Annotated in this window: 27 protein-coding genes; 20 read left to right on the top strand and 7 right to left on the bottom strand. The window is 42.5% G+C overall.

Features of this window, described 5'->3' with window-relative positions; genetic code table 11:
• The first annotated feature begins 149 nt into the window (after window positions 1–149).
• From CYJ37_RS03805 to CYJ37_RS03795, 3 genes are all read left to right on the top strand, one after another.
• Window positions 150–641, top strand: a complete 492-nt coding sequence (locus CYJ37_RS03805) for a GNAT family N-acetyltransferase (RefSeq protein ID WP_101547943.1) — start codon at window positions 150–152, stop codon at window positions 639–641.
• Window positions 642–699: 58 nt separating this feature from the next.
• A complete protein-coding gene (locus CYJ37_RS03800; RefSeq protein WP_101547941.1) occupies window positions 700–894 on the top strand; it encodes a hypothetical protein in 195 nt (64 codons plus the stop codon).
• A gap of 121 nt (window positions 895–1,015) precedes the next feature.
• Window positions 1,016–1,588: a histidine phosphatase family protein gene (locus tag CYJ37_RS03795; RefSeq protein ID WP_101547939.1), complete on the top strand. Its 573-nt coding sequence runs from the start codon at window positions 1,016–1,018 to the stop codon at window positions 1,586–1,588.
• Window positions 1,589–1,611: 23 nt separating this feature from the next.
• Here CYJ37_RS03795 and CYJ37_RS03790 read toward each other — a convergent pair whose 3' ends face one another.
• On the bottom strand, window positions 1,612–2,130 hold the full coding sequence (locus CYJ37_RS03790) for an NUDIX domain-containing protein (protein WP_101547937.1): 519 nt from the start codon (window positions 2,128–2,130) through the stop codon (window positions 1,612–1,614).
• Between the two features lie 238 nt (window positions 2,131–2,368).
• On the opposite strand from CYJ37_RS03790, the gene CYJ37_RS03785 reads away from it, so the two are divergent.
• The 9 genes from CYJ37_RS03785 to CYJ37_RS03745 all read left to right on the top strand — a co-directional run bounded on the left by CYJ37_RS03785 (window position 2,369) and on the right by CYJ37_RS03745 (window position 8,830).
• On the top strand, window positions 2,369–3,136 hold the full coding sequence (locus CYJ37_RS03785; protein ID WP_180827237.1) for an STAS domain-containing protein: 768 nt from the start codon (window positions 2,369–2,371) through the stop codon (window positions 3,134–3,136).
• A 414-nt stretch (window positions 3,137–3,550) separates the two neighbouring features.
• A complete protein-coding gene (locus CYJ37_RS03780) occupies window positions 3,551–4,192 on the top strand; it encodes a pyridoxamine 5'-phosphate oxidase family protein (RefSeq protein ID WP_142385217.1) in 642 nt (213 codons plus the stop codon).
• Between the two features lie 18 nt (window positions 4,193–4,210).
• Window positions 4,211–4,396 carry a hypothetical protein gene (locus CYJ37_RS03775; protein WP_101547930.1) on the top strand — a complete coding sequence of 62 codons (186 nt, stop codon included), beginning with the start codon at window positions 4,211–4,213 and terminating at the stop codon, window positions 4,394–4,396.
• Between the two features lie 140 nt (window positions 4,397–4,536).
• Window positions 4,537–5,070, top strand: coding sequence for an RNA polymerase sigma factor (locus CYJ37_RS03770; protein ID WP_101547928.1), 534 nt, complete (start codon window positions 4,537–4,539; stop codon window positions 5,068–5,070).
• Entirely contained in the window at window positions 5,057–6,616 is a 1,560-nt protein-coding gene (locus CYJ37_RS03765) for a DUF4179 domain-containing protein (protein ID WP_180827236.1), read from the top strand. The genes CYJ37_RS03770 and CYJ37_RS03765 overlap by 14 nt, the downstream gene beginning before the upstream one ends.
• Before the next feature lie 83 nt (window positions 6,617–6,699).
• A complete protein-coding gene (locus tag CYJ37_RS03760) occupies window positions 6,700–7,140 on the top strand; it encodes a GNAT family N-acetyltransferase (RefSeq protein WP_101547925.1) in 441 nt (146 codons plus the stop codon).
• Between the two features lie 16 nt (window positions 7,141–7,156).
• Window positions 7,157–8,011 (top strand): phosphotransferase family protein, encoded by an 855-nt coding sequence (locus CYJ37_RS03755; RefSeq protein WP_101547922.1) that lies wholly within the window; start codon window positions 7,157–7,159, stop codon window positions 8,009–8,011.
• A gap of 55 nt (window positions 8,012–8,066) precedes the next feature.
• Window positions 8,067–8,654 carry a hypothetical protein gene (locus tag CYJ37_RS03750; RefSeq protein ID WP_142385216.1) on the top strand — a complete coding sequence of 196 codons (588 nt, stop codon included), beginning with the start codon at window positions 8,067–8,069 and terminating at the stop codon, window positions 8,652–8,654.
• Window positions 8,651–8,830 carry a hypothetical protein gene (locus CYJ37_RS03745; protein WP_101547918.1) on the top strand — a complete coding sequence of 60 codons (180 nt, stop codon included), beginning with the start codon at window positions 8,651–8,653 and terminating at the stop codon, window positions 8,828–8,830. The genes CYJ37_RS03750 and CYJ37_RS03745 overlap by 4 nt, the downstream gene beginning before the upstream one ends.
• A 141-nt stretch (window positions 8,831–8,971) precedes the next feature.
• Here the strand turns inward: CYJ37_RS03745 and CYJ37_RS03740 are convergent, their stop codons facing one another.
• The gene (locus CYJ37_RS03740; RefSeq protein ID WP_101547916.1) at window positions 8,972–9,751 is read right to left on the bottom strand and encodes a Cof-type HAD-IIB family hydrolase; all 780 of its coding nucleotides are present in this window, start codon (window positions 9,749–9,751) and stop codon (window positions 8,972–8,974) included.
• Between the two features lie 225 nt (window positions 9,752–9,976).
• On the opposite strand from CYJ37_RS03740, the gene CYJ37_RS03735 reads away from it, so the two are divergent.
• Complete coding sequence (locus CYJ37_RS03735; RefSeq protein WP_101547914.1) at window positions 9,977–10,267, top strand: DUF5316 family protein; 291 nt, start codon at window positions 9,977–9,979, stop codon at window positions 10,265–10,267.
• Between the two features lie 68 nt (window positions 10,268–10,335).
• Here CYJ37_RS03735 and CYJ37_RS03730 read toward each other — a convergent pair whose 3' ends face one another.
• Window positions 10,336–11,718 carry a S41 family peptidase gene (locus CYJ37_RS03730; RefSeq protein WP_101547912.1) on the bottom strand — a complete coding sequence of 461 codons (1,383 nt, stop codon included), beginning with the start codon at window positions 11,716–11,718 and terminating at the stop codon, window positions 10,336–10,338.
• Between the two features lie 114 nt (window positions 11,719–11,832).
• On the opposite strand from CYJ37_RS03730, the gene CYJ37_RS03725 reads away from it, so the two are divergent.
• The 5 genes from CYJ37_RS03725 to CYJ37_RS03705 all read left to right on the top strand — a co-directional run bounded on the left by CYJ37_RS03725 (window position 11,833) and on the right by CYJ37_RS03705 (window position 17,810).
• Window positions 11,833–12,366 (top strand): GNAT family N-acetyltransferase, encoded by a 534-nt coding sequence (locus tag CYJ37_RS03725; protein WP_101547910.1) that lies wholly within the window; start codon window positions 11,833–11,835, stop codon window positions 12,364–12,366.
• A 194-nt stretch (window positions 12,367–12,560) separates the two neighbouring features.
• Entirely contained in the window at window positions 12,561–12,998 is a 438-nt protein-coding gene (locus CYJ37_RS03720) for a GNAT family N-acetyltransferase (protein WP_101547908.1), read from the top strand.
• Window positions 12,999–13,584: 586 nt separating this feature from the next.
• Window positions 13,585–14,985 (top strand): hypothetical protein, encoded by a 1,401-nt coding sequence (locus CYJ37_RS03715; protein WP_101547906.1) that lies wholly within the window; start codon window positions 13,585–13,587, stop codon window positions 14,983–14,985.
• 24 nt (window positions 14,986–15,009) lie between these two features.
• Window positions 15,010–17,157, top strand: coding sequence for a hypothetical protein (locus tag CYJ37_RS03710; RefSeq protein WP_101547904.1), 2,148 nt, complete (start codon window positions 15,010–15,012; stop codon window positions 17,155–17,157).
• 53 nt (window positions 17,158–17,210) lie between these two features.
• Window positions 17,211–17,810, top strand: a complete 600-nt coding sequence (locus CYJ37_RS03705; protein WP_101547902.1) for a class D sortase — start codon at window positions 17,211–17,213, stop codon at window positions 17,808–17,810.
• A gap of 251 nt (window positions 17,811–18,061) precedes the next feature.
• Here the strand turns inward: CYJ37_RS03705 and CYJ37_RS03700 are convergent, their stop codons facing one another.
• Entirely contained in the window at window positions 18,062–18,211 is a 150-nt protein-coding gene (locus tag CYJ37_RS03700; RefSeq protein ID WP_101547900.1) for an anti-repressor SinI family protein, read from the bottom strand.
• Between the two features lie 19 nt (window positions 18,212–18,230).
• A complete protein-coding gene (locus CYJ37_RS03695; protein WP_101547899.1) occupies window positions 18,231–18,830 on the bottom strand; it encodes a TetR/AcrR family transcriptional regulator in 600 nt (199 codons plus the stop codon).
• Between the two features lie 142 nt (window positions 18,831–18,972).
• On the opposite strand from CYJ37_RS03695, the gene CYJ37_RS27595 reads away from it, so the two are divergent.
• Complete coding sequence (locus CYJ37_RS27595) at window positions 18,973–19,101, top strand: hypothetical protein (protein ID WP_257964161.1); 129 nt, start codon at window positions 18,973–18,975, stop codon at window positions 19,099–19,101.
• Between the two features lie 611 nt (window positions 19,102–19,712).
• Entirely contained in the window at window positions 19,713–20,600 is an 888-nt protein-coding gene (locus tag CYJ37_RS03690; RefSeq protein WP_101547898.1) for an SDR family oxidoreductase, read from the top strand.
• A 53-nt stretch (window positions 20,601–20,653) separates the two neighbouring features.
• Here CYJ37_RS03690 and CYJ37_RS03685 read toward each other — a convergent pair whose 3' ends face one another.
• A complete protein-coding gene (locus tag CYJ37_RS03685) occupies window positions 20,654–21,250 on the bottom strand; it encodes a VanZ family protein (RefSeq protein WP_180827235.1) in 597 nt (198 codons plus the stop codon).
• Between the two features lie 129 nt (window positions 21,251–21,379).
• Window positions 21,380–22,843: a M20 family peptidase gene (locus CYJ37_RS03680; protein WP_101547896.1), complete on the bottom strand. Its 1,464-nt coding sequence runs from the start codon at window positions 22,841–22,843 to the stop codon at window positions 21,380–21,382.
• Window positions 22,844–22,923: the final 80 nt, after the last annotated feature.

The following is a 22,923-nucleotide window of genomic DNA, read 5'->3' as shown; positions in this document are numbered from 1 at the left end:
CAATCAGGATGTTTTTTCAGCCAGCTGCATAGCATCCCTGCAGTAGTCGTACTATATATTTTCTTTTTCATATGTTCATGATAAATGGAACAGCATACAGGAGAATGAAAAAATAACAGCTGTCAGCATTTTAACAGAGGAGAATAAAGATGATACCCATCATTCGAAAAATGGAACCGCACGATATTGAACAGGTACAGAACGTAGCAAAGACCAGCTGGCACACCACCTATGAAGGCATCATTCCAAGGGAAGTGCAGGACCAGTTTCTGGCTGCAGCTTACAGCAGTGAAAGAATGCTGCAAAGGATTGAGCGATCCCATCTTTTTGTCGCCGAGGAAGAAGGGCAGATTGTTGGCTTTGCCAACTTTTCACCTGTAAACAAGGAAGGGAAAGCAGAATTGGGTGCCATCTATCTTTACCCTGAAGCACAGGGCAAAGGGATTGGAACCTCTCTCCTCAACAAAGGTATAGAGGAATTGGCTGGTGTGAAAGAGATTTATATAAATGTAGAAAAAGATAATGAGCTTGGCAGGAACTTTTATCTGGCAAAAGGTTTCGAGCATATCGAAGAGTTTGAGGAGGAGTTTGAGGGCCATTTATTAGTGACGATCCGCATGGTTTTGCGGCCAGGTAATTAAAAAAGCCTTCTAGTCTCAGCTCTATAATCCCAAAAAACGTAAAGAGAGAGGAGTCCATATGGATCGCTTTGATTTTAGCCTGAATAATAAGCTTGTCAGGGCCTGGCTGCTGATCATGCTGCCGGTTATAGCAGTGGCTGTCATATTGTTTTGGGTCGTCCCGGCAGAATTCCATTTTGTTCCCCACTTGCTGCTTATAGTAGCTACTAGCGGATTTTTTTTCTATTTTCTGTTTGGAAAAAAAAGAAAGTGACCGTTTGTATGTGGAATAGGTGCCTGAAAGGGAAAGGACTGTCAACCTTTCCTTTTTAATACCCGGACCGCATGGGCTTAAATGGGTAAAGACGCGTCTATATAATGACAAAGGAGAATCTATGAAAACATACATATACATGGTGAGGCATGGAGAGTCGCCTAAAGAAAATGGAAATGAAAGATTAAGAGGGCTGACGGAAAAGGGAAAAAGAGATGCACAGAAGGTGTGTGAATGCCTTTTGGATGAAGGGGTTGAGGTGTTTTCATCCAGTCCTTATCAGCGTGCGATCCAGACAATTGAAGGGGCCGCAGCACAGCTCAGTAAGGACATCCATGTTTTTGAGAATCTGAAGGAAAGAGTGTTCTTGCCGGATGAAGCTATTATCAATAAAGAGAAATTGCTGCCGCTGCTGGAACGGTCTTTTTCCGACCCTGAATACGCCTTGCCGGGCGGGGAGTCTAACAGAGCTTGTCAAGATAGGGCATCAAGAATACTGCTTAATCTGATTAAAAAAAATCAGGGCAGGAAAATTGCCATCGGTACGCATGGGGCGGTTATGACTCTCATGATGGGTACATTTAATAGAGATTATGGATTGGAATTTTTATTAACTTCCTCAAAGCCCGATTTATATAAATTGGAATTCGATGGCATCAGACTTTTAAGTGTGACAAGGCTTTGGCATGTCTAGTATCATTTGATCGAATGCCCCCGTCAGAAATCATAAGGCCTGGCGCCAGGCTGACGGCTTGCCAGTGAATCTTTTAGTATTTCTTCGTACAGCGAATTCCAGCCTTTGTACAATAGAGAGGCTTTTTCAGGATCTATAAGCATCCTCTCTGCAGATTCATATTTCCCTTCAAAAGGGTGGAGCTGCTCTATTTCCATGATGTAAATAACCTGGAATCCTATCTTGGGATAAGGGCTGCTTTCGTTCCAAAGCGGATTTTCCTCATGGCTGACGGTGATATATCCCAGAAGGGTGCAATTTCCTTCAATATAGCCCTCCTCCCAGGCTTCCCGCTTGCAGCATTCTTCCGTTGTCTCATTTTCTTCCAAATGACCCCCAGGGAAATCCCATCCACGTTCATTCAGATTAACAAGCAGTAATCTATCATTATAAAAACAAAAGCTATGGATGCTCGTAATCCTATTTAATGGCGGCAATGAACTGCTTTTAGTCCAGGATAGCTTAATCCTCGCATCTCCCCAATATACAGATACATCAGACATGTCAATACCTCCTTCATTCTTTTATTATATGATGGATATGATTGGAAGACTATTTTAATTTGTCAAGTTTCTATGTTCTTGACCGGCTGGGTCAAACCAGCCACATTCTTTATGTCCTTTTTCGTTTGATGAACCCCCATACTGGAAAAGTAGGTTACAAGGGAAAAATAACCGTATTCTTCTTCATCAGGATACAAGGAATCTTTATTAGCAGTCTATGAAGAACGGAGAGAAGATTATGGAATTCACCAGAATTATGAGAGAGATAACTCATCGGGCTTTACTGGAAAAGGATTATCAGGATATGCCTTCTGAGTGGAAGAATGTGATCCATCATTGGAGAAATAATCTGGCTGATATGATTGCGGAGGCTTTTCATCCTGACAAGGAATATAGGAAGTCAACGATTGGCTATTGGGAAGAAAACCTTGATCAGCTGTTAGCAGCAGGTGCCCCATCTGAGCTTTTAATAGAGCAGGTCTGTTCCTTTAGGGAGGAAGCAGCTGAAAGCCTCCGGGATATGGCTAAACAAAATGGTTGGGAAGATGAGATTTATGAACAATGGGACCGGCAATTCCACAAAACAACAGATGATATCATCAACTGGACCAGCGAAAAGGCTTCTACAATGATGCGTAGACGATTGCTGGCTGCAGAAGCAAAGGTTAAGATGCTTTCTATACCAATCATCCGGGTCTCAGATGAAATAGCGGTCATCTCGCTTGTCGGCGATCTTGATACGAAAAGGACGAATGACCTGATGGAAAAAGCGTTGCAATATGGCGCAAGCAGATCACTGAATTGCATGGTTATTGATTTGTCTGGTGTCGAATTCATTGACACCCGCATCGCCCATGAACTGCTTAGGACAGTTAAAGCGATTAAGATAACAGGCATGTCAGTGAAGCTGACGGGAATCCGGCCGGAAATTGCCCAGACCTTTGTGAAGCTGGGTGTAAATTTAAACGACATACAAGTTTTTTCTAGTCTTCATCAGGTATTGTAGACCAGAAGCAGGAGAAAGGAGAGGCAGAGACTGCTTCTCTTTTTTTAACGAAAAATGAATCTTTTCTCTCAGTATTTCGTCTATTATACTGAATACATATACTTATCTGGGATTTTAAGTAATTCATAACAGAAAAAGGCTAGCCTTGGAATGAAGAAATTGGGAACTTTTATCGGGAACACAAGATGTTATCCAGCAGTCATTTTTTTGATTGGATGGTTTCATTCATTCTATTTGATGTGCTCAGGGGAGATAGCATTGATTGGCAAAGGAACGTCAGTATAGCAATATGTGTTACTGGAGCCCGGCAATTTTTCACATGTGTTTTTACAGATAAAAAGAGTGATAGCTAGGTAGTATGTACATAAAGTTCAAAGGTTTTTTTGAGTAAATCTGGTGGAAAAGGTGATTGAATTGAATACAATTTTTAAAAATATCATACAAACAAAGAAAGAATTTGAAGAGTTCCGTCCTGTCGTCGGTTCTCCAAGTGAGAGGGCCCAAAGCAAGGTGATACCGATAGTAGATGAACATTGCCGGGAGTTCATCCGAATGTCGCCGTTTCTGACGTTGGCCACCTCCAATCGCGCCGGCGAATGTGATGTTTCCCCAAGGGGGGATATGCCGGGGTTTGTGTCCGTTTTGGATGAAAAACATTTGTTCATCCCGGAAAGGCCCGGCAATAAAAGGCTGGACTCTGTCCAAAATATTTTGGAAAATCCTCATGTTGGACTGGTCTTTTTCATTCCAGGACTGGGAGAGACATTAAGGATCAATGGAAAAGCATTTATCGTGCGTGATCCTGAGCTTCTGGAAGGCAGTGCGGTAAACGGGAAGCTGCCTTTATTCGGCATCGGGGTGCAAGTGAAGGAATGCTATACCCATTGTGCCAAAGCTTTTATCAGATCAGGGCTGTGGAAGCCGGACACATGGGCAGATAAAGAGGATTTGCCATCTGCAGCTAAAATGATCGTCGCTCATACAAAGATACCGAATGTCTCGGCTGAACAGGTTGAACGGGAACTGCATGAAGGCTATGTGCAGCGGCTTTATTGATTTCGGGGAGATTTTCTTATGAATATAGGTGCTGGCATCATACTGCTGTTCATAGCTGCTGGACTCCTGATAACAGGATTTTCGATTATTAAGCAAAACAATAAGGCAGCTGCAGTATTATTGGCTGGGGGCTTTATCATTCTTGGTATTTGTGTGCTTTTATTATCAGGTGTTTTTGATCCTTATAGCAATCATATTCACTAGACGAGTGAAATGGTGACTGTCTGGATGAGGGCTGCTTTGCAGCTCTTTTTTATTGAGAAAACAAAAACTAATGGGAACTTTTTGCACCCTTTATTCCTCTAATTAACAAACAGACAGCAGGAAGGGGCCGGGAGAAGAGTGTGATTAAAGCGATAAAGAATTCGATTATGCTGAAAAAAATCAAGGAAAAGGATATTGATGCTGTCTTAAGCTGGTTTGAGGCACGAAAATCGAAGTTTTACAAAATCGGCTGGGCTTATTTAAAGAATCATCATGATGTGGAGGATGTATTTCATAATACGATCCTTAAGGTCCATGACCATATTGATAAACTGAAGCAGGACCGTTATTTTGAAACATGGGTCACTTCTATTTTCATTAATGAGTGCAGGGACCTTTACAGGAGGAATAAGCGCAGGCAGCAGGAAGCTGCTTTAGAAGGAAATGAGGCCGGACAGCATCCCTCTGACAGGCTGGATGTACTGGATGCACTGGAACAGGTTGATGAGAAATTCAGGGAGCCAATTCTGCTGAAATATATACAAGGATTCTCTCAGGAAGAAATCGCAGGCATTCTCGGGCTTCCGCTTGGCACTGTTAAAAGCCGTATTTATAGAGGATTGCTGATTCTTCGCAAAGAATATGGAGGTGCTGGCAGCCATGACATGCAGTGAAATACAAAACTTGATGCTGGATAGCCTGGAAGGACGACTGCAGCCTGGAGACGAGATAAAATTGATTGAGCACCTGGAAAACTGCAGAAAATGTGAAGATGAAATGATTCAGCTACAGGAAATAACGGCAGCATTGGCCGTAAAATCGCAAGAAATTGAAATGCCGGAAGATTTTATGCTGAATGTGGGAAAGAGGGTCCGGCAGACAGAATCGAAAAGGAAGAAGAAGGGCAAAGCCGGCAGGATCGGCGGTTTGGCTGCCGCTGTCTGTCTTGCCTTATTTGCCGGTACCGCAGCTGCCAATGGCGGATTTACTGCATTTAAGGATTGGTGGCAGAATTTCAGTACCGAGGAAAGCGAGCAGGAGCAGCAATACATCCAGTCCGGACTTGGCGAAAAGCTGGATCTGGAAGCAGAAAGCAGCGGGATTAAAATCAGGATAACAAGTGTGGCGGCTGATGATATCCAGACACTGATTTATTATGAAGTAGAAAATTTGAAGAGTGAAGATCTTTTTATGCTTGATTATGATCGAATTGAAGTCTTGAATGCTGATAAGTATTGGAGCAATCAGGATGAACCCATATTTTCGCCCATCAGAAGCCAGATGAACCTTTATTCCGATAAACAAAATACGTTCAGAGGGAAACTGTCAGTGGCGCCAATGGACCATCCAGAAGGAAACATTGAACTGAAGATCCTGCAGCTGGAGAAATTTAGTGAAGCGTCAGAACAGGATGAGGTACATGAAACTTTGAAAGGTGAATGGTCATTTGAGGTTCCGGTGGTGAAACACCCCAGCATAGAATATCCTTTGTCTGCCGAAACAGAGACAGACGGGAATCCAATCATCTTTGAGAAGCTCGTCATTGCTCCGACAGCGACCATGCTTACCTACAGATATCAAAACACTCATAATGATAAAACCCTTGATTTTATCGCAATCGACAGTATCGAAACAGAGAATGGCCTTGTCAGCAGCCAGCTGTTCGGCCCTGGGGGCGGCTCATCAGGCAATGGGTGGAATACAGTAACATCTTCCTTCGATTCTATATACGGGGAAAAGCCAAAGCATATTAAAATACATCTTGGTGCTTTGCAATATTCAGTAGAAGAACCAAAAAGCATTGATTTAAAGGGGAAGGATCTTCCCATTAAGGCTGAGTATAAAGGAAACAGCCTCTCAATTGACAGCATAGAACCCGGAAAACCGGCTAAAGTAGTCTTAACTGAGGAATTGCCGGAAAACCGTGCATATGAAAAACTGCGATTTTCAATTGCTGCCAATGGCAGGACCTCAACAGGCATCAATTCGGACGGTTATTTTATTGACAAAAACGGCCAAAGATACAAGGCAGATGAATACTTTATGCGTACAGCAGAACTACACGAACCGCGACTTTATACAACAAAGCATACTATTAATCTAAGTGGGGATGGCAGCCGGGAAGTGATTCCTGAGCGTCTGGAGATTGAGGGATTCAGCTATACCACATTCAGCAGCAAAAACATAAAGATTGAACTGGATGGAAAAGCAGGGCACTGACCCTGCTTTTTTGTTTTACATTTTATTACTATTTTAAAGGTTATTTTTAATTCAAGTCGAAGATAAAAAGGAGAAGAACAAATATGGAGGTAAAAATGGAGATTAGGGAGGCAAGATTTGAAGATATTCGGGGGCTGGCTGATTTAATGGAACAGCTCGGGTACCCCACAACCATTAAAAGTATGGAAAAGCGGTTCAAGAAGATTCATCCGCTTGCTGATCATTATACATTAGCTGCAGTATCAGAAGACAAATTAATTGGAATGATCGGCTTTCATACAGGCTATCTATATACATCTGACAATTTATATGCACGTGTGACTGCGCTGGTAACACACTGTGATTTCCGAGGGCTGGGCATAGGAAAAATGCTTCTCGCTAAGATGGAGGAAATGGCCGTCAGTCTAGGCGCAGAAAGCATTGTGCTGAACAGCGGCAACCGGGAAGAACGTGTAATAGCACATCAGTTTTATACAAGCGCAGGTTATGCGGCCAAAAGCACAGGTTTTGTCAAAAGCTTATAAAAGAATAGGAGAATCCATGGACCATATCCAAAAATATATTGACCGGTTTCATATAAGTGCAGAGCAAATCAGCGATGTTCCAGAATCATTCAGTTCAACAGTGTACAAGCTAGTGCTTCAGGGAGGACAAACCGTATATTTGAAAATCCCCTTTTCTAGAGACAAGCTGGAAAGGGAACTGGAAATGCTCCAAAAATTGAGAGGATATGTCCCTGTGCCGGCAGTTCTTGATCAATGGGAAGGGGATGAAGATATTGCAGGTGCACTGCTGCTTGAAGGGATCGAAGGCGAACCATGCACCCGGGGAATGGACACGGAGCTTGCCTTCCAGATCGGCAGGCATCATGCAATGCTTCATAATGCCCCGGTGCCTAAGGAATATTCTAGCTTTGATCCGAAGGCGTGGAGAGAAATGGTCAGGGAGAAATTCGAACATTTCGGAATCCATGCCTCCAAGGTGCTTCCTGAGAGTCTGCTTGAAATGTCTCAAAAGCATTTTTATAAGCGTTTTCAGGAACTGCCCATTCCCGATGGCCCATGTATCATCCACATGGATTTCAGGCCGGGAAATATCCTTGTAAAAGAAAATAAAGTGGCGGGTATAATAGATTTTGAAAGTGCCCGTCCAGGATCTCCTGAAATGGACTTTTCAAAAATAAACCGTGATGTTTGGGAACAGTATGAAGGTGCCAGGGAGGCTTATATAAAAGGGTATGAAACCATTAGGCCGATGATTGATCTCGACAGCATCCTGCCTTTTTATAAGTTTTTCGATGCATTTTGTTCTGTCGGCTGGGGGCAGAAGAGGGGAGCAGAAAAGCATAGGAAATTCATCAGAGAGAATGAGCTGCTGCTTGCCTCGCTGCTTTGAATGCCTACCTCATTCTGCAGCCCTTGTACCTGGAAAACTGATAAAAGAAGGTCTTATGATGTATACCAGAGGACGTACTGTGTATTTTATCCGCTCTATTTTTTGTGTAACATTATTGGGAATTACCGGAATATATTTTCTCATTAGACTGGCCATGATTATTATTTCGGCTGCAGGCTTCGCTCTTATCGGACCAGAAGGGCAGGATCTGCAGATGGCAGCATTGGTTCCCGACTTATTGATGGTCTTTGTGTTCACAATGGCTTCGGGAATATATTATAAGAACAAAAGCATACCTGGGATGGCTGCGGTATTCCTGCTGCTCATCATTCTTGTTTCCATACTGCCAAGGCTTATGCTGGCAGAAAATTATACAATCATTGAGAGTACTGATTTTGCTGTCACCGGATTTAGCTATGAAATTCCACAGAAAGAATATGATGGCGTGACCGTAAAGGTATATAGAAGGATTTTGCCATATGTTTATCAGGAGGGAAAAGAATTCAGGGATGACTCCATACTCGCTGAAAAGAGCCAGAGGGAATTTATAATTATGTCATATGAAGTGGAAGAGGGAAATACACTGATAATTGGCGAGTTAAAGATCCCATTGGAGTACTATGGAAAAGGAGGAGAATCATGATTTGGTTTCTATTTAATTTTATTTTCCTTGTCCTTGGATTTGCCTTTCTGATCGACTGGCGGAGGAAGAAGATCAATAATAATCCCCCGAATATCACACATCCTCATGCCAAGCCTGGCGATGATTCAAATTATATGATGGGAGATAACAGGGATCATGGCGGCTCTAACACTTAATATGCTGCATTGGAAAGGCTGTGCAATACAGGACAGCGGCGGCATTGAGGACAATGGCTATTATCCTATGATATAGGCCGCTGCCGCTGTTAAAAAAGGGCGCAGCTTTCAGTACCTGCTCAGCTTGGAATTGAACACATTCTAATTCTGGATTATTCCAAATTTCTTTAAGGCAAATTCTATGCCATCCTCACTGGATTTACGGGTGACAAAATCGGCTATTGCTTTCAGCTCATCAGTTCCATTCCCCATCGCAATCCCTAGTCCGGCCAGTTCAAGCATATCAATATCATTATTTCCATCCCCGAAAGCAATCATCTCTGATGGCTCAATTTCAAAGAATTCCAGCACTTTCATAATGGCCAAAGACTTGGATACTTCCTCTTGGAGCACATTTGCTATAAACGGATGCCATCTTTGAAAAGAAAGATGGGGAAAAGCATGGATATATTTTTCCATCATTTCCTCGTTTGCGTACAGGCACATCAAAAAAACTTCCTGTTCATGGATATCAGCATAAAATGGCGGGTAATCGGTGAAAGCCAGTGTTTCCTTCAATATCTGCAGAATTTCTTCACTCTGAACGCCATTAGTGCTGAATTCTTCAGTGAAAAAGGATAAACCGTGATTTTCAGCTTTAGAAAAAGCAGCAACATCACGGATAACCTGCGGATCAAGCGTGACCTTATGGATGACTTGATCACAATGCTTAGCATAACCGCCGTTTGCAGTCACAAAAGTATCAATGCCAAGCTCCTCAAGCTCCCTGCACAAGGACAAGGGCCTGCCGGTGGCAGCTGCAACCTTGATCCCTTGCTCTTTCAGCTTAATGATCATCTCCTTCGTCTGGTCTGAAATGCTGCCATCTTCATGATGGGTGATCGTCCCATCCACATCAAAAAATACAATTTTATAGCTCATAAGGCCTCCGGCGACAATTGTTTTCAGCTTATTAATTTTATATAGGAATGACCCGAGATATTATCGCGATCACTATTAAGATGTTTTTATAAAATATTATAACATCTTCAACAACTCTGCTCTCAAGGTAATCTGAAAAAAGGTTGATTTTTCAGAAATTTTTCTGAGCTTGAAACCAAATGGATACCTGCTTCGTAAAATAGATATGGGAAAGGGGGAAACTACGTGAAATATATTCTGATAGGAATTGCAATATCCATCCTTGGTATAGTAGCTTCTCTATTAACAGGGGTTCTAGAATATGCACATTTGGTTACCGGAGCCATTGGCCTCCTGTTCTGGGGAGTCTCCGTCCTTATTTCAGGCGTCATCATGGGACCCCATCGGTTTAAAGCTGATTTGCATGTGGAAGAACCGCCCGAGCAGAGAAAAAAGCGCAGAAGGACAGTTGTTGCCGCTATATTAATAGGACTCCCCAATATTGCGGCAGCCCTGCTTCTTTATATGGCCAGATGAAAAGGACCTTTGGTGAAGGTCCTTTTTACTTTCCTGGTAGTTTCATTTGTATTTACATGCAGTTCCTCTTATTGTTTCTGCCCATTTTTCTCAACATAATCCAAAATTCGTTCAAGCTGTCCATCCTGTCCAGAGATGATATCTTTCCTGGTTTTTTCTATCTTTACATCTGGTTCGACGTACGGGAGTTGCCTATTTTCAGGACTGGGCCTGAAATACTCCCTGTGAGAAATTCCTAAATCAAATTTGCTGTATGGAAGGCTCAATATAATAATATCGCCAAAGCCTTCGGGGTTTCCGCCTGAAGGCTCACCGATGACTTCAGCTAATTGATTATCCTGAAACATAGCTGCAAATTGAGCAGCTGAGCTGAATGTTCCGCTATCTGAGGCAATATAAACCTTTCCTGGGAAAATGGGAGCCTCCTGAAAGTTCTCAACTTTGCTTGTTGGTATGTTATGCATACCCTTTGTCCGTCTATAGCCATATCTATTTGCCGCATCGGTTGAGTACTTCGTTAGATAGCCTACACTTTGAATGGTTGATGCGGGAAGATGTTTGAGAAAACTATTTGTCACTGCAGTCTCTCCACCGTCATTACCCCTAAGGTCAATAACGATGTTATCAATACCTTTTTCAACTGTTTCCAGAAAAAAAGCATCTACTGCAGACTGATAGCTTATTGAATCTAAACATAAGTCTAGATTAAAATACGCTATATTTCTATCTTGCAGGATCTCCCAATTGAACCATTCTTTTGAGTGGCCAGATGTGCCCGGATTGTTATCTAATAATTTTACGGCTGCCTTAAGCTGTTTTCCATCTCGTTCAATAGTTGTTTTGATTGTATCGTCCTTTTCTGTGATTGATAATCCTTTAAGAAAAATATCATAATGAAACAATACTAAGCTGGTTTTTTTCTCCCAATATTCATGTTCCGCAGAAATCAGCTTGCTCAACTTTTCATTTAATTCTTCCGGAGAATGTCCGCCCATTTTTAGGATAAGATCCCCGGCCTTCAGGGATGAATCAAAACTTTTGGTGACAACCAGACCTTCTTGCACCCATTCCAAGGCTGCCGGGAAGGTTTTTGACTTCCCCAGCATTTCAGCAGAAGGAAACACGGTAGTGTGCGCGTCCTTCAGTTTGCTTGTAAACCTCATGAGTACATGGGCAAATTCTCCGGCAGTCAAAGGCCTCCCAAGCTGTTTCTCTATTTCCCTTACACCCTTGTCCCAGTTATCGATATTCCGTTTAGGATCGGGATGGATCTCAAGTATTTTTGTTTTGATGAACTCAAAATCCTTTTTCATTACGGCAGGAGAAAGCAGGTCTCCTTGATCCAGCATATGTATTTTCATGATCTCATCCTCTGTTAATACGGCTTGAGGCAGCAATTCACAACCCGTTAAAAGTACTAAGCAAATCAAAAACAACACAAGATTTTTCATCGTACACCTGCCTGCCTATTAGTCTGCTCTTTCATACTAACTTAAATAGTAAGTATTTAACAATTGGGAAAAAATCTGTAAAATTAGTATCGTACGTTCAGAAGGGGAGATTAGATGTTTAAGGAACTCGAGACAGAGAGGTTAACGCTCAGGGAGATTGTGGCGGAGGATGCTGCAAGTCTGTTTGCTATTTTTTCGAGAAGTGATGTTGTGCGCCATTACGGACAGGATGCATTCCAGCGGGTGGAACAGGCGGAAGAAATGATCCGTTTTTTCCAAAAGATCTTCAACGAAAAAAGAGGAGTCCGCTGGGGCATCGAATTAAAAGGAACGAATCAGCTGATTGGCACCATAGGATATAACGCGTGGATCCCAAAGCACCATCGAGCTGAAATAGGCTATGAGCTTCACCCTGGCTATTGGGGGAAAGGGTATGCTTCAGAGGCGGCCGAAAAGGTAATTGCTTATGGTTTTGAAAAAATGGATCTGTACAGGATTGGTGCGGTCGTTTTTTTGGAAAACGATGCTTCAAATAAGCTCCTTTCGAGGCTGGGCTTTGAAAAGGAAGGTATGCTGAGGGGGTATATGTATCAGGAAGGAAAGCCAAATGATACATATCTTTATTCTCTCTTACAAGAAAAGCGGTAATTCAATAAGAGAAATATATACGATGATAGAAAATTCTGCTATTATAATGATTCCAGTAAATATTTGGGTCATTTTGTTAAAGGAGGCGTTCATTATGCAAAAGAAGGCAATAAGACAGCATAACAGCACAGAGGGGATTGCGGCTTTTTAACAAATAGTCCAGCATATCCCCTTATGATGAAAGGGGATAATAAATGATTATATTAGAAGAAATCAATGAGAAAAATTGGTATGAATGCTGCCAGCTGAAACTAGCCAGTGATCAGGAAGCTTATATGGAGCCTAATGCCATATCGATCCTGCAGTCTCATTATGAACAGACCTTAAGAGCTTATGCAATCTTATATGAGGGAAAAATGGCAGGCTTATTGGTGTACAATACTGTTCCGGAAGAATTGGATTCTTTCTGGATTTACAGGATCATGATTGATTCCAGTATGCAAGGGCAAGGAATCGGGAAAGCAGCCACGCTCCTGATGATTGAGAAAATAGCGCAGCTGCCAGGTGCCAAAAAGGTAGCTGTGGGCTATCATCCTGACAATCTGGCTGCACATAACTTGTATGCAAGCCTTGGATTTATTGATAAGGGAGATAGATTCGGCAGGGAGATGGCTGTTGTAAAGGAACTTTAAGATTGGAGGCCTAAATAGGCTTCCTTTTTTTATAGGAAGGAAAGAAGAAGTGTGATTATTCATTTATTGCTTAATGAATTCCGGATACTTTTAATTATGCAAGAACTATTACGGTAGAAGAGGTGCTTGAATTTGGCCGCTTATCGGGTGATCGAGGGAGGCATCATATGATACCTGATAACAAGGGACCTGATGGTCAAAGGACTTTTGACAGCAATCCAAAAAAGAGTCAGGCTGATGATTGTGAGAGGAAGCAAATGTTTTTTGTATAAATTGCAGCATAGTTTTACGCTGGCATCTATTCATTGATGACCTGGTTATTTGTGGTTATTCTTTTCGCATGGCGTTTTCTCCAGCTTTTCATATACGGTTATATTGGTTGAAACATATTTCAAAAAGTGATTAGGAGCCTTTGCCAGCGCGAAGGCTTTTAATTTTTATTTAAATCAAAAGTACTAAACCGGGCAGTTTATTGGGCAACTTATTCCCTAATTATGCTGAATAATGTTTAAATTTGTAAATCTTTTGGTAAAAACCTAAAGTGTTATTGTAATATTTGTAATAGTTTTGAAAGGGGGTGAAAAGAGTGAGTTCAACTAAGGTATGGTCAGCTTTTCTTTTCTTGGCCATCTTTTTCGTCCCTGACATAGCTTTAGCAGAAGAAGATTCTCCAGCTGAAGAAATAGATAAAGTAACAGACGAGGATACTTCTATTATAAAAGTTGAGGTTCTCGGTATTTCGATTTCTGCTTCAGCAGATGGAGAACGGGAAACTGCCAAAGCTGAAAGAAAAGGTCTCCTGGAAAATATTGAAGTAAAGACGCCGATTTCAAGGGCTAAGGTTTCAGCAGCAGAAGGAATCGAAGCAGAAACGCCTGTTGTTAAAGCATCAATTTCTGAAAATAAGGGACTCAAGGTAAAAGCATCAGTGGCAGAAGTGGAGATTTCTGAAAATTCCGGCATGCAGGCAGACGTGCCTGCATCCGACACTTCAGTATCTTTGAAAAATGGATTGAACGTGAAAACTCCTGGTTTAAAAGCGGAAATATCGAAGGAAGCGGGGATTAAAGCAGAAAGCTCTGTATTACAAAGTTCTTTAACGGTCAAAGACAGTTTAAAGGCAGAAACACCTGTCGCTAATGCTGAGGTCTCCCTGGAAGATGGAGTAAAACTGGAGTCTGCAATAATCAGTACGTCCATTTCAAGTGAAGGCATCAATTTGAAGACACCTGCAGTTGGTGCTGAAATTTCGGTAGAAGACGAAGCAGAAGCACAGGTTCCTTCTCCTGTTCCATCTGATGTGGAAACAAAAACGGATTCTAAACAAGGGGAAGAAGAATGGATTCCTCAACCTAACCGGACAACTGCTCCAGCCAAATCCGAAGACAATAAAGGTTCTGAAACAGAAGGCTTTCCAGAGCAGGATAACGGGATCGCCGAAAATGATGAGAAGAATAGCTACGATCCTGTTACTCATGAAGCTTTAGAAGAAACCGGCAATGAAATTATAATACCCCGCGCGGGACAAGGCGAAACAGAAGCTAGAGAGTTTGCTGTTTTAGAAGAAAGTCAGCCAGCAAGAGCTAATTTTCTCAGAGATATGAAAGATTTACTCCCTGTAGAATCCGGTTTTAAAGCTGAACAGACAGTTATAAATCAGAAACAGCAAGATGACAATGTCTCAAGTTCCTTGGATAATGGCCATCAGAATAATCGAGAGGCAAGTTCAGCAAGCGCACTGCTGATTTTTGAATCTAAAGCTGCCCTTGCAGGAAACGGTTCAGGCACAGGGCAGGCATCTTCAAATTCATCAGGACACAGCCAGCCATTTCCGGCAGCTGTAATGCTAATGGCGGAAGCCACTGCACCAATTTTGTCTGATAAGGCTAGAAAACAGCCAGACTGGCTAAAAAGCCAATGGACCAATGCCCCTCCAACTCCGCCGCCGAATCAACCCTTCTTCTCTAAAAACAGAATGACAAAATAAAAAGAGAAGAAGGAGAGATACAAAATGAATAAAAAACACTTGATGAAAGCCCTGGCTTTGTCCGGGATATTTACCGCAGGTATACTATCTGAAACCCTTTTTGCTCATGCAGAAGAGGGGGAAGTGAAAATTACAGCTGATGTCTCAGTTGCTACTGAAGCTGGGGAAGAAGGTAATAGAGCAGAAAGCATCCCTGACAAAGAAAATAAACCGGCTGCTGAAAGTGTTGATGTGGAAATGAGTGGAGAATCAGAAGCAAGCAAGACAGATAGCGTTAAGGATCCTGCCAGCATTACTTCTGACAGTCCATCAAACAAGGTATCAGAGGAAGCGAATGAGGAAGAACAAATTTCAAACAGGGAAAAGTCGGCTGTTATAGACACTGACTTAAAAGATCTTCCCATCCTCGGAGATGTTGAAATAACTGTATTGGAAGGGAAAGAGCTGGAAGAGGGAGAGCAAAAGGCAGAGCACCAGGCACTCCTTAATGCAAACCTTAAGGATCTGCCGATTGCTGACGATGCAAGTGTTGACGTACTGGAAAAAACAGAAGCATCGACAAGTGAAGGAAGGTATGAACATACAGCGGTCCTAGATGCAGAAGTGGAAGATCTGCCAATTTTGAAAGAAGCGGATGTCGACGTACTGGAAAAAACGGAAGCTTCGGCGAGTGAAGGAAGGTATGAACATACAGCGGTCCTGGATGCAGAAGTGGAAGACCTGCCGATTTTGGAAGAAGCGGATGTTGACGTAGTGGAAAAAACGGAAGCATCGGCAAGTGAAGGAAGGTATGAACACACAGCGGTCCTGGATGCAGAAGTGGAAGACCTGCCGATTATAGAAGAAGCGGATGTCGAGGTACTTGAAAAAACAGGAGCATCGGCAAGTGAAGGAAGGTATGAACACACAGCGGTACTGGATGCGGAAGTGGAAGACCTGCCGATTTTGGAAGAAGCGGATGTCGAGGTACTTGAAAAAACAGAAGCATCGGCAAGTGAAGGAAGGTATGAACACACAGCGGTCCTGGATGCAGAAGTGGAAGACCTGCCGATTGCTGGAGAAGCAGATGTGGGTGTTTTGGAACAAACCAAATTCTCCAGCAGAAAATTTGAAGAAGAGCATGAAGCCACAGTTGATTTGGACTTAGATGCACATCCTCTTCTAGGAAATATCGAACTTGGTGTGTTAGAAGGATTAGAGATGAACAATGGAGAAAGCGAACTAGAACAATCTGCAGCAATTCATGCTGATTTTGGTGACCTGCCCATCCTGGGAGATATCAATCTTGGCGTTCTTGAAAAAGTGGAAGCATACAGAGGAGAAAGTCAGCTAGATGAATCTGCGTTAATTGATGCCGATTTTGCTGATCTTCCAATACTGGGAGATATCGATCTTAGTGTTCTTGAAGAAGTGGAATCATCCAATGGAGGGAAAGGGCTTGATCGATCCTCAGTACTTGATTTGATTTTAACTAATTTGCCTATCGTGGACGAGATCACTATTGAAATATTAGAGCGTGAAGAATTTTCGGAGGACTCTGAGAGTAATGATCATCCAAGCCAGCAGCCGGATGATCAAAAAAACGGATCCAGTGATGAAGAAGGCTCTCAGCAGCCGGGTCCAAATGAAGATAATCCAAGAGAACCCAATGATAATCAGCAAGATCAATCTAATAATGATAATAAGGATGGACAAGACGGGCAAACACCTGGCAATGGCAGCAATTCGCCGGAGGATGAAGGCAATAGTAATCAGGACAACACAGGAGATACTGATTACGGACAAAACGAGGAATCCGCTCCAAAAGATGAGGATATAGAGAATGTCAGCAATAACAGCCAGGGACAAACTGGCAATCAAGCCGACAGCCAGAGCGAGGAGAAGAATGCCAAAGAAAACAGTTCAGATTCTGGCAGCCTAACCCAGAGTGGTCAGGAAAGTTTTTGGGAAGAATTGCATTACGGTGAGAAATATTCTCCTGTATCCAAAGCTGGATTGGTAATGTTCAATAATGCCGGCAGCAGTTCATTAAGCGGCCAGGATGATATCCAGTTAACGGATGGAAAGCTCCCAAAGACAGGAGGGTGGCTTGATCAAAATATCCTGGTGGTTTTAGCTTTGCTGCTCATTGCGGGGGGTACTGCTATGAGTTTTTATAGAAAACCAAACTGACAAACCTTGGGGAAGATTTCTCTTCCCCTTTTTCCATTAAAGGGGTGAAAACTATGAAAAGAATAGGTGCACTTTTTATATTTTTGGGGTGCGTATTGCTAATATACCTGGGATACGGAAAAGTTGAACAGCAGTCACAAACGCAGGAGCTGATTAAAGAAATTGAACAGCTGGCTATAGATGATCCAGTAACGGATAAAGCAAAAGCTGCTAAAGCTTCCTCAAATAAAAACAATCGCTGGATATTAACCATATCTGATATCAACTTGGAATTGCCCGTTCTTGAAGGAACCACACCCGAAATCCTCAATAAGGCCGCTGGACGTCTCAAAAGCAGCGGAGAATTGGCCCGGTCAGGACATAATTTTGTCATTGCCGCCCACCGGTCCCATAAGTTTGGACGATTTTTTAACAGACTGAATGAGCTTGAGGCAGGCGATGAAATTAATATTTCAGATGGTGAAAAGAATTACAGCTATATAGTCAATGGAAAAAAAGTGATCTTACCTGATCAGGCCGAGTATTTAAAGCCGCAAAAAAATAAATCAATGCTTACTTTAGTCACATGCCATCCGCGCTACTCAGACAAAAAAAGGCTTCTGGTTTTCTCAGAGCTTGCAGAAGAAGTGGATAAGGGTGCAAGAAAGCCATAAAGTCCAAGATACACATACTATAAATCTTTATATTGCCTTATTAGTTTAATTTAAACGGTATGCCACCTGCCGGAATTTTTCAGTTTCAATAAAATACTTTTCTTTTTCTGCGAAGCAATCCTTGATTGCCCTTCATTATATCTTCTGGTGATAGAACAGGCCACCTAGTGGAGATAAAATTAAACTCCGGGTGGGATCATAATATAAAGTTCAAGAAGGATGAATTTCTTGATGATTGGCTCCTTCTTGCTTCACTTTTTTGCTTGCTGTATGTTCAAGGGGGCCGATGAACTGACCGAATCGTTAATAAAGCGGCGCACATCGTCCTTTGTCAGCCCTAAGTGTCTGGCTTTTAGAATCAACATTCTCCATTCAGGATCAATTTTTACTTTTTCCTCCATTCTATAGCCCCCTATAAATTTACTTCTTATTGTTGATTAGTCCGTAAAGGAAGATTTCCACTGTTTCCTCTGCCAGTATATCGGGTGTTTTCTTTCCCGTAAAAATCTGCGTGACTGCCAGCCTTTCAATGGCACCCACAAGGCTTGCCGCTGCCAGTTCCATGTTAGCCTCTTCCCGGAAGTAGCCTGCTCTTTGCTCGGAAAGAAGGTTATGGTGGATTTGGGCGGCCATTTGTGATTTTATGCCTTCTGCATCGGGATTAATATAAAAACCGATCTTGGCAAGCATCTGATTTTCATGGAAAAAACTAAAAATGGCATATAGTCCTGATTTAATCCTTATTGGAAGCTGTGGCAATTCTACACCTGGCTCTATTCGGCTCGCATCTGTTAAATATGAGAGCCTGTGCTGAAATGCCATGATCAACTCATGAAAGATCGCTTCTTTGCTTGGAAAATACAGATAAAATGAAGGCTGGGTCAATCCTGCCTTTTTTACAATGCTGCTGATCTTGGCATCGTGAAACCCCATCTCAGCAAACTCCTCAGCTGCAATATTCAAAAGCAGATTCCTGCTGTTTTCTCCGATGGAACCTTTCTTGCGTCCTCGATTTGGCATAGTTCTGTCTCCTGCAGATTATATTACTTTTAAGTATTATTTATAATATACCATAAATAGTCAATATTTTATGAAAATTTAACCATTTGTTAAAGAATAATTTAACTTTGCAGTGAAACAATAAGCAAAAGGGGTGACGACTATGAAATCAAAGGACAATTTTCTTGAAGGAGCCAAAGTCACAAATGACGGCCAGACATTTGGTTCGAAAAATAATAAAGGCATTCATGCAACAGGAGATTCACCGAATGACAATGTAAAGAAAAAGTAAACAGAAAAGCCGGGAACAGGAATCCCGGCTTTTTTTACAAGCTATTGAAGCATTTACCCAACAATGAGCTAGCCGCTGCAGTAAATATTACTATTGTGATTAAGCGGGAGTGCCTGCATAGATTACGCACAGGCTGGTGTATAACAATTTTTTAGGAGATGCCTGCTGATGCCAAAACAAGGCAAACCTTCTTGAAAAGCCTTTTAAATAAATGATTTTAGACTGTTTTTCTGTAATCTGCTCTATATAAAGAAGTGTAGCAAACCTTATATAGTAGATTGGCAGCTTTCAGCCTAAGTTTCTGTTTTCCGCCATTATAAAGGCGAGATTTTTTCGTAAAGATTAATAATTCTACATAAAATCATCAAAATTCTCCCTAAAAATTTATGTATTCTACTCAAAAAAACTAGAATTCTACATAAAAAACGAATGATTCTACATAAACTACATATATTTACAAAAATCACACTCATTCAATGTTCCCGCTGTTAGTTTATCGCTACCAGAAAAGGGAATGTATTAGTACGGATACATAGTGAAGAGCTGCACAATCTAAACGGCAGGCTTTATATGTATTGAGACTATTTTTTTTCAAAAAGGAGTGCTGAACAATGTCAAACCCTGAAAATCCGCTCAAACAATTCTTTAATGGAGACTTCCCTAAGCAGTATCAGGAGCCGCCTGGAGTCCAGAACGAGATGAAGGATCCTCAGCCTGACTGCGGTGAGAAGAGCTATAAAGGCACTGGGCGCCTGAAAGGAAGGAAAGCGCTGGTGACCGGCGGTGATTCCGGGATTGGACGTGCTGCAGCCATTGCATACGCCCGAGAAGGTGCCGATGTGGCAATCAATTATCTGCCAGAGGAGCAGAAAGATGCTGAAGAGGTAAAAGAGCTGATTGAAGCTGAAGGCCGCAAAGCTGTTCTTATCCCTGGTGATTTGAGCAATGAGTCATTTTGCAGGGACATGGTCGGACAGGCCCAATCAGAATTGGGAGGCCTTGATGTTCTTGCACTAGTTGCCGGCAAGCAGCAGGCAGTAGAAAATATTGAAGACCTTTCGAGCGAACAGCTCCGCAAAACGTTTGAGATTAATGTATTCTCCCTTTACTGGACCGTTCAGGCAGCACTTCCGCATCTGCCTGAAGGAGCTTCTATCATCACAACTTCTTCTGTGCAGGGATATAATCCGAGTCCGAATCTGCTGGATTATGCCGCAACAAAGTTTGCCATTAACGGTTTTACGCGCGGACTGGCTAAACAGGTAGCTTCAAAAGGAATCCGTGTTAATTCTGTAGCACCAGGGCCAATCTGGACGCCGCTGCAGATTTCCGGAGGACAGCCACAGGAAGTCATCCCGACTTTTGGCCAGGACACACCGCTTAAGCGTGCTGGACAGCCGGTCGAACTATCAAGCGTATACGTGTTCCTTGCTTCTGAAGAATCCAGCTATGTGACCGCCCAGGTATATGGTGTCACTGGAGGCATTGAGCTAGCTTAATTTAAAAACCCAACCAGCCACTCAGTCTGGTTGGGTTTTTGATTGCAAAATTTTCAAAGAGACTCCTTAATGACATAAACTCTCTGCAGCAGAGGCGAGAATGCGTATCCTAAAAATACTCCTAGCAGGTTAAGGATTAGATCATCAATATCAAGACTGCCGCGCCTGCTCAGGAATTGGGTTATTTCAATTGCTGATATAGACACAATCGGAATAACCAATAGAGTAAAAATAGACTTCTTTTTCATAAGGAGAATCAAGAATAGCCCATATGGAATGAACAATATAATATTCGCAGCTAAATTATAGAATGCAACCAGAAAGTCCACCCGTCCAGCTAAATAAAATTCAATCGTTCTGAAGGGGATTAAGTTATAGTTTGCATAAGCATTATCGCCCGGCCTGAAAAAAAGCAGGACGAGGAGGGAAGCGCTATATAAAGCAAAACCGAGCTGGACAAGATATTTTTTCAATGGCAGCTTTTCACCGCGGAACAGCAGACCTGCTGTAATTGTGAAACTGGTAATACAGGCCCATACGACAATTAAAGCGAGCGGATGCAGATATTTGATAAGATTGCCTATGAAGGGCAGAGACAGGAGAAAGAAAAGCTGTGCAGCGGCGGCACTGCGGACAATTGTAAAGAACATAAACAGATTCACCTTTTTTAATATTTTTTCAGATAAGAGAATCATACACTCTTAAAAAGAACAGAACAAATTAAAAATGCCCATGAACTGTGCCAGGCACGGGGAATGGGCATTAAAGGATATATACAACTATTCTGCTGCATCCGCCTCTCTCATGATTTCTGCATAAAAGGCGATCGCATTCAGATAGTTTTCAATTGAAATGTGCTCATCTGTTCCGTGCATCCGGTTCAGGTCTTCTGAGGTGATGTGGACAGGCAGGAACCGGTATGTGTTTTTGGAGACAGAGTCATAATGCTTTGCGTCAGAGCCGGCTAACATCAGATATGGAGCAATAATGGCATCTTTGTAGACATTCCTTGCCGCCTGCTGCACTGTCCTGAACTGCCAGCTGTCAATGCTGGAAACCTTTGAAGCTTCGCTGCCAGTGACGGTGACCTTAATAGCTTCATCCTCGATTGTGTCTTCTATGAAAGACTGGATGTAATCAAGTGTGTCTCCAGGCATGACCCTCAGGTTGATGATAGCTTCTGCCTTCTCAGGCAGGGCATTATATTGTTCCCCTGCCTGAAAAATGGTCGGCGCTATCGTGGTGCGGATAAGGGCGGCTGATGCAGGCTGCTGCAGGAGAATCCTCTCAATGACAGGTTCAAAGATCATTTTGTTGGCAAAAACGTATTTCATCGGAAAACTCATTTCCGGTGCGGTGAAATCAAATAGATCCTCTCCAGGGCCTCTCAGATCGCCCTTGAATTGTTTATCCTCAAGCTTTGCTATCGCGCTCGATATGCGCCCGATATTAGTATGATCCTTCGGCTGCGAGGAATGTCCTCCGCTGCCTTCAATCGATAGGACGGCTGTGGCCGAGCCTTTCTCGGAAATTCCTACGACTCCGACAGGCTGGCTGATGCCTGGTACCATCCCATCCACGATGGCACCGCCTTCGTCAAGGACAAATTCAAACTCAATACCCCGGTCTTTCATAGTTTCAGCAATGGCTAAGGCCCCTTCGTCTCCGCCGATTTCTTCATCGAATCCGAACATTAAATAGATATCCCTTTCAGGCTGATAGTCTTCAGACAGGAGGTGCTCGACCGCTTCAAGAATGCTGATGACCCCGATTTTATCATCCAGGGTTCCGCGCCCCCATATTTTCTTTCCTTCCACCTTCCCGCTGAAAGGCCCTTGTTCCCAATTATTTTCCGTTCCTGAAAGGACTGGAACCACATCATAATGGCTAGTCAGGCCAATTGGATTTTTCCCGGTATTTCCTTTCCATCTGTAAACGAGCGCATAAGAATTTATTTTTTCAAGCTCCAGCTTCTCATGGACGAGCGGATAGCTTTGTTCCAGAAAAGAAATGAATCTGTCAAACTCCTTCCAGTCAAATTTGCTTCTGTCCTGGTAAGAAACCGTTTTGTATGTAACTGCTTCTGATAAATGCCCGACAGCCTGATCCTCATTGATTTCCAGGGATGCTTCCTTAGGTTCGGGCTGCCGGGATTGGACCATCAGCGTATTGAAACCGGTTACAGCCAAAAACAGCAGAAGCAAACCTCCGAAGATCAAAAGAATGATTCTCCATTTACTCAATATAATTCCCCCTTAGTTTTTCGTCTGCTTTTATTATAAAATAATTAGTTGAATTTTCGGAATAATATTTGTGCGATTAC

It is taken from the genome of Bacillus sp. UMB0728 (genome assembly GCF_002858875.1).
GTDB classification, from domain to species: domain Bacteria; phylum Bacillota; class Bacilli; order Bacillales; family Cytobacillaceae; genus Bacillus_AB; species Bacillus_AB infantis.
This window is presented reverse-complemented; position numbering and strand designations above follow the sequence as displayed.

Coding starts and splice junctions, on each gene's coding strand:
- CYJ37_RS03805 (WP_101547943.1), top strand. CDS start 150: ATGATACCCATCATTCGAAAAATGGAACCGCACGATATTGAACAGGTA.
- CYJ37_RS03800 (WP_101547941.1), top strand. CDS start 700: ATGGATCGCTTTGATTTTAGCCTGAATAATAAGCTTGTCAGGGCCTGG.
- CYJ37_RS03795 (WP_101547939.1), top strand. CDS start 1,016: ATGAAAACATACATATACATGGTGAGGCATGGAGAGTCGCCTAAAGAA.
- CYJ37_RS03790 (WP_101547937.1), bottom strand. CDS start 2,130: ATGTCTGATGTATCTGTATATTGGGGAGATGCGAGGATTAAGCTATCC.
- CYJ37_RS03785 (WP_180827237.1), top strand. CDS start 2,369: ATGGAATTCACCAGAATTATGAGAGAGATAACTCATCGGGCTTTACTG.
- CYJ37_RS03775 (WP_101547930.1), top strand. CDS start 4,211: ATGAATATAGGTGCTGGCATCATACTGCTGTTCATAGCTGCTGGACTC.
- CYJ37_RS03765 (WP_180827236.1), top strand. CDS start 5,057: ATGACATGCAGTGAAATACAAAACTTGATGCTGGATAGCCTGGAAGGA.
- CYJ37_RS03760 (WP_101547925.1), top strand. CDS start 6,700: ATGGAGGTAAAAATGGAGATTAGGGAGGCAAGATTTGAAGATATTCGG.
- CYJ37_RS03755 (WP_101547922.1), top strand. CDS start 7,157: ATGGACCATATCCAAAAATATATTGACCGGTTTCATATAAGTGCAGAG.
- CYJ37_RS03750 (WP_142385216.1), top strand. CDS start 8,067: ATGATGTATACCAGAGGACGTACTGTGTATTTTATCCGCTCTATTTTT.
- CYJ37_RS03745 (WP_101547918.1), top strand. CDS start 8,651: ATGATTTGGTTTCTATTTAATTTTATTTTCCTTGTCCTTGGATTTGCC.
- CYJ37_RS03740 (WP_101547916.1), bottom strand. CDS start 9,751: ATGAGCTATAAAATTGTATTTTTTGATGTGGATGGGACGATCACCCAT.
- CYJ37_RS03730 (WP_101547912.1), bottom strand. CDS start 11,718: ATGAAAAATCTTGTGTTGTTTTTGATTTGCTTAGTACTTTTAACGGGT.
- CYJ37_RS03725 (WP_101547910.1), top strand. CDS start 11,833: ATGTTTAAGGAACTCGAGACAGAGAGGTTAACGCTCAGGGAGATTGTG.
- CYJ37_RS03720 (WP_101547908.1), top strand. CDS start 12,561: ATGATTATATTAGAAGAAATCAATGAGAAAAATTGGTATGAATGCTGC.
- CYJ37_RS03710 (WP_101547904.1), top strand. CDS start 15,010: ATGAATAAAAAACACTTGATGAAAGCCCTGGCTTTGTCCGGGATATTT.
- CYJ37_RS03705 (WP_101547902.1), top strand. CDS start 17,211: ATGAAAAGAATAGGTGCACTTTTTATATTTTTGGGGTGCGTATTGCTA.
- CYJ37_RS03700 (WP_101547900.1), bottom strand. CDS start 18,211: ATGGAGGAAAAAGTAAAAATTGATCCTGAATGGAGAATGTTGATTCTA.
- CYJ37_RS03695 (WP_101547899.1), bottom strand. CDS start 18,830: ATGCCAAATCGAGGACGCAAGAAAGGTTCCATCGGAGAAAACAGCAGG.
- CYJ37_RS27595 (WP_257964161.1), top strand. CDS start 18,973: ATGAAATCAAAGGACAATTTTCTTGAAGGAGCCAAAGTCACAAATGAC.
- CYJ37_RS03690 (WP_101547898.1), top strand. CDS start 19,713: ATGTCAAACCCTGAAAATCCGCTCAAACAATTCTTTAATGGAGACTTC.
- CYJ37_RS03685 (WP_180827235.1), bottom strand. CDS start 21,250: ATGTTCTTTACAATTGTCCGCAGTGCCGCCGCTGCACAGCTTTTCTTT.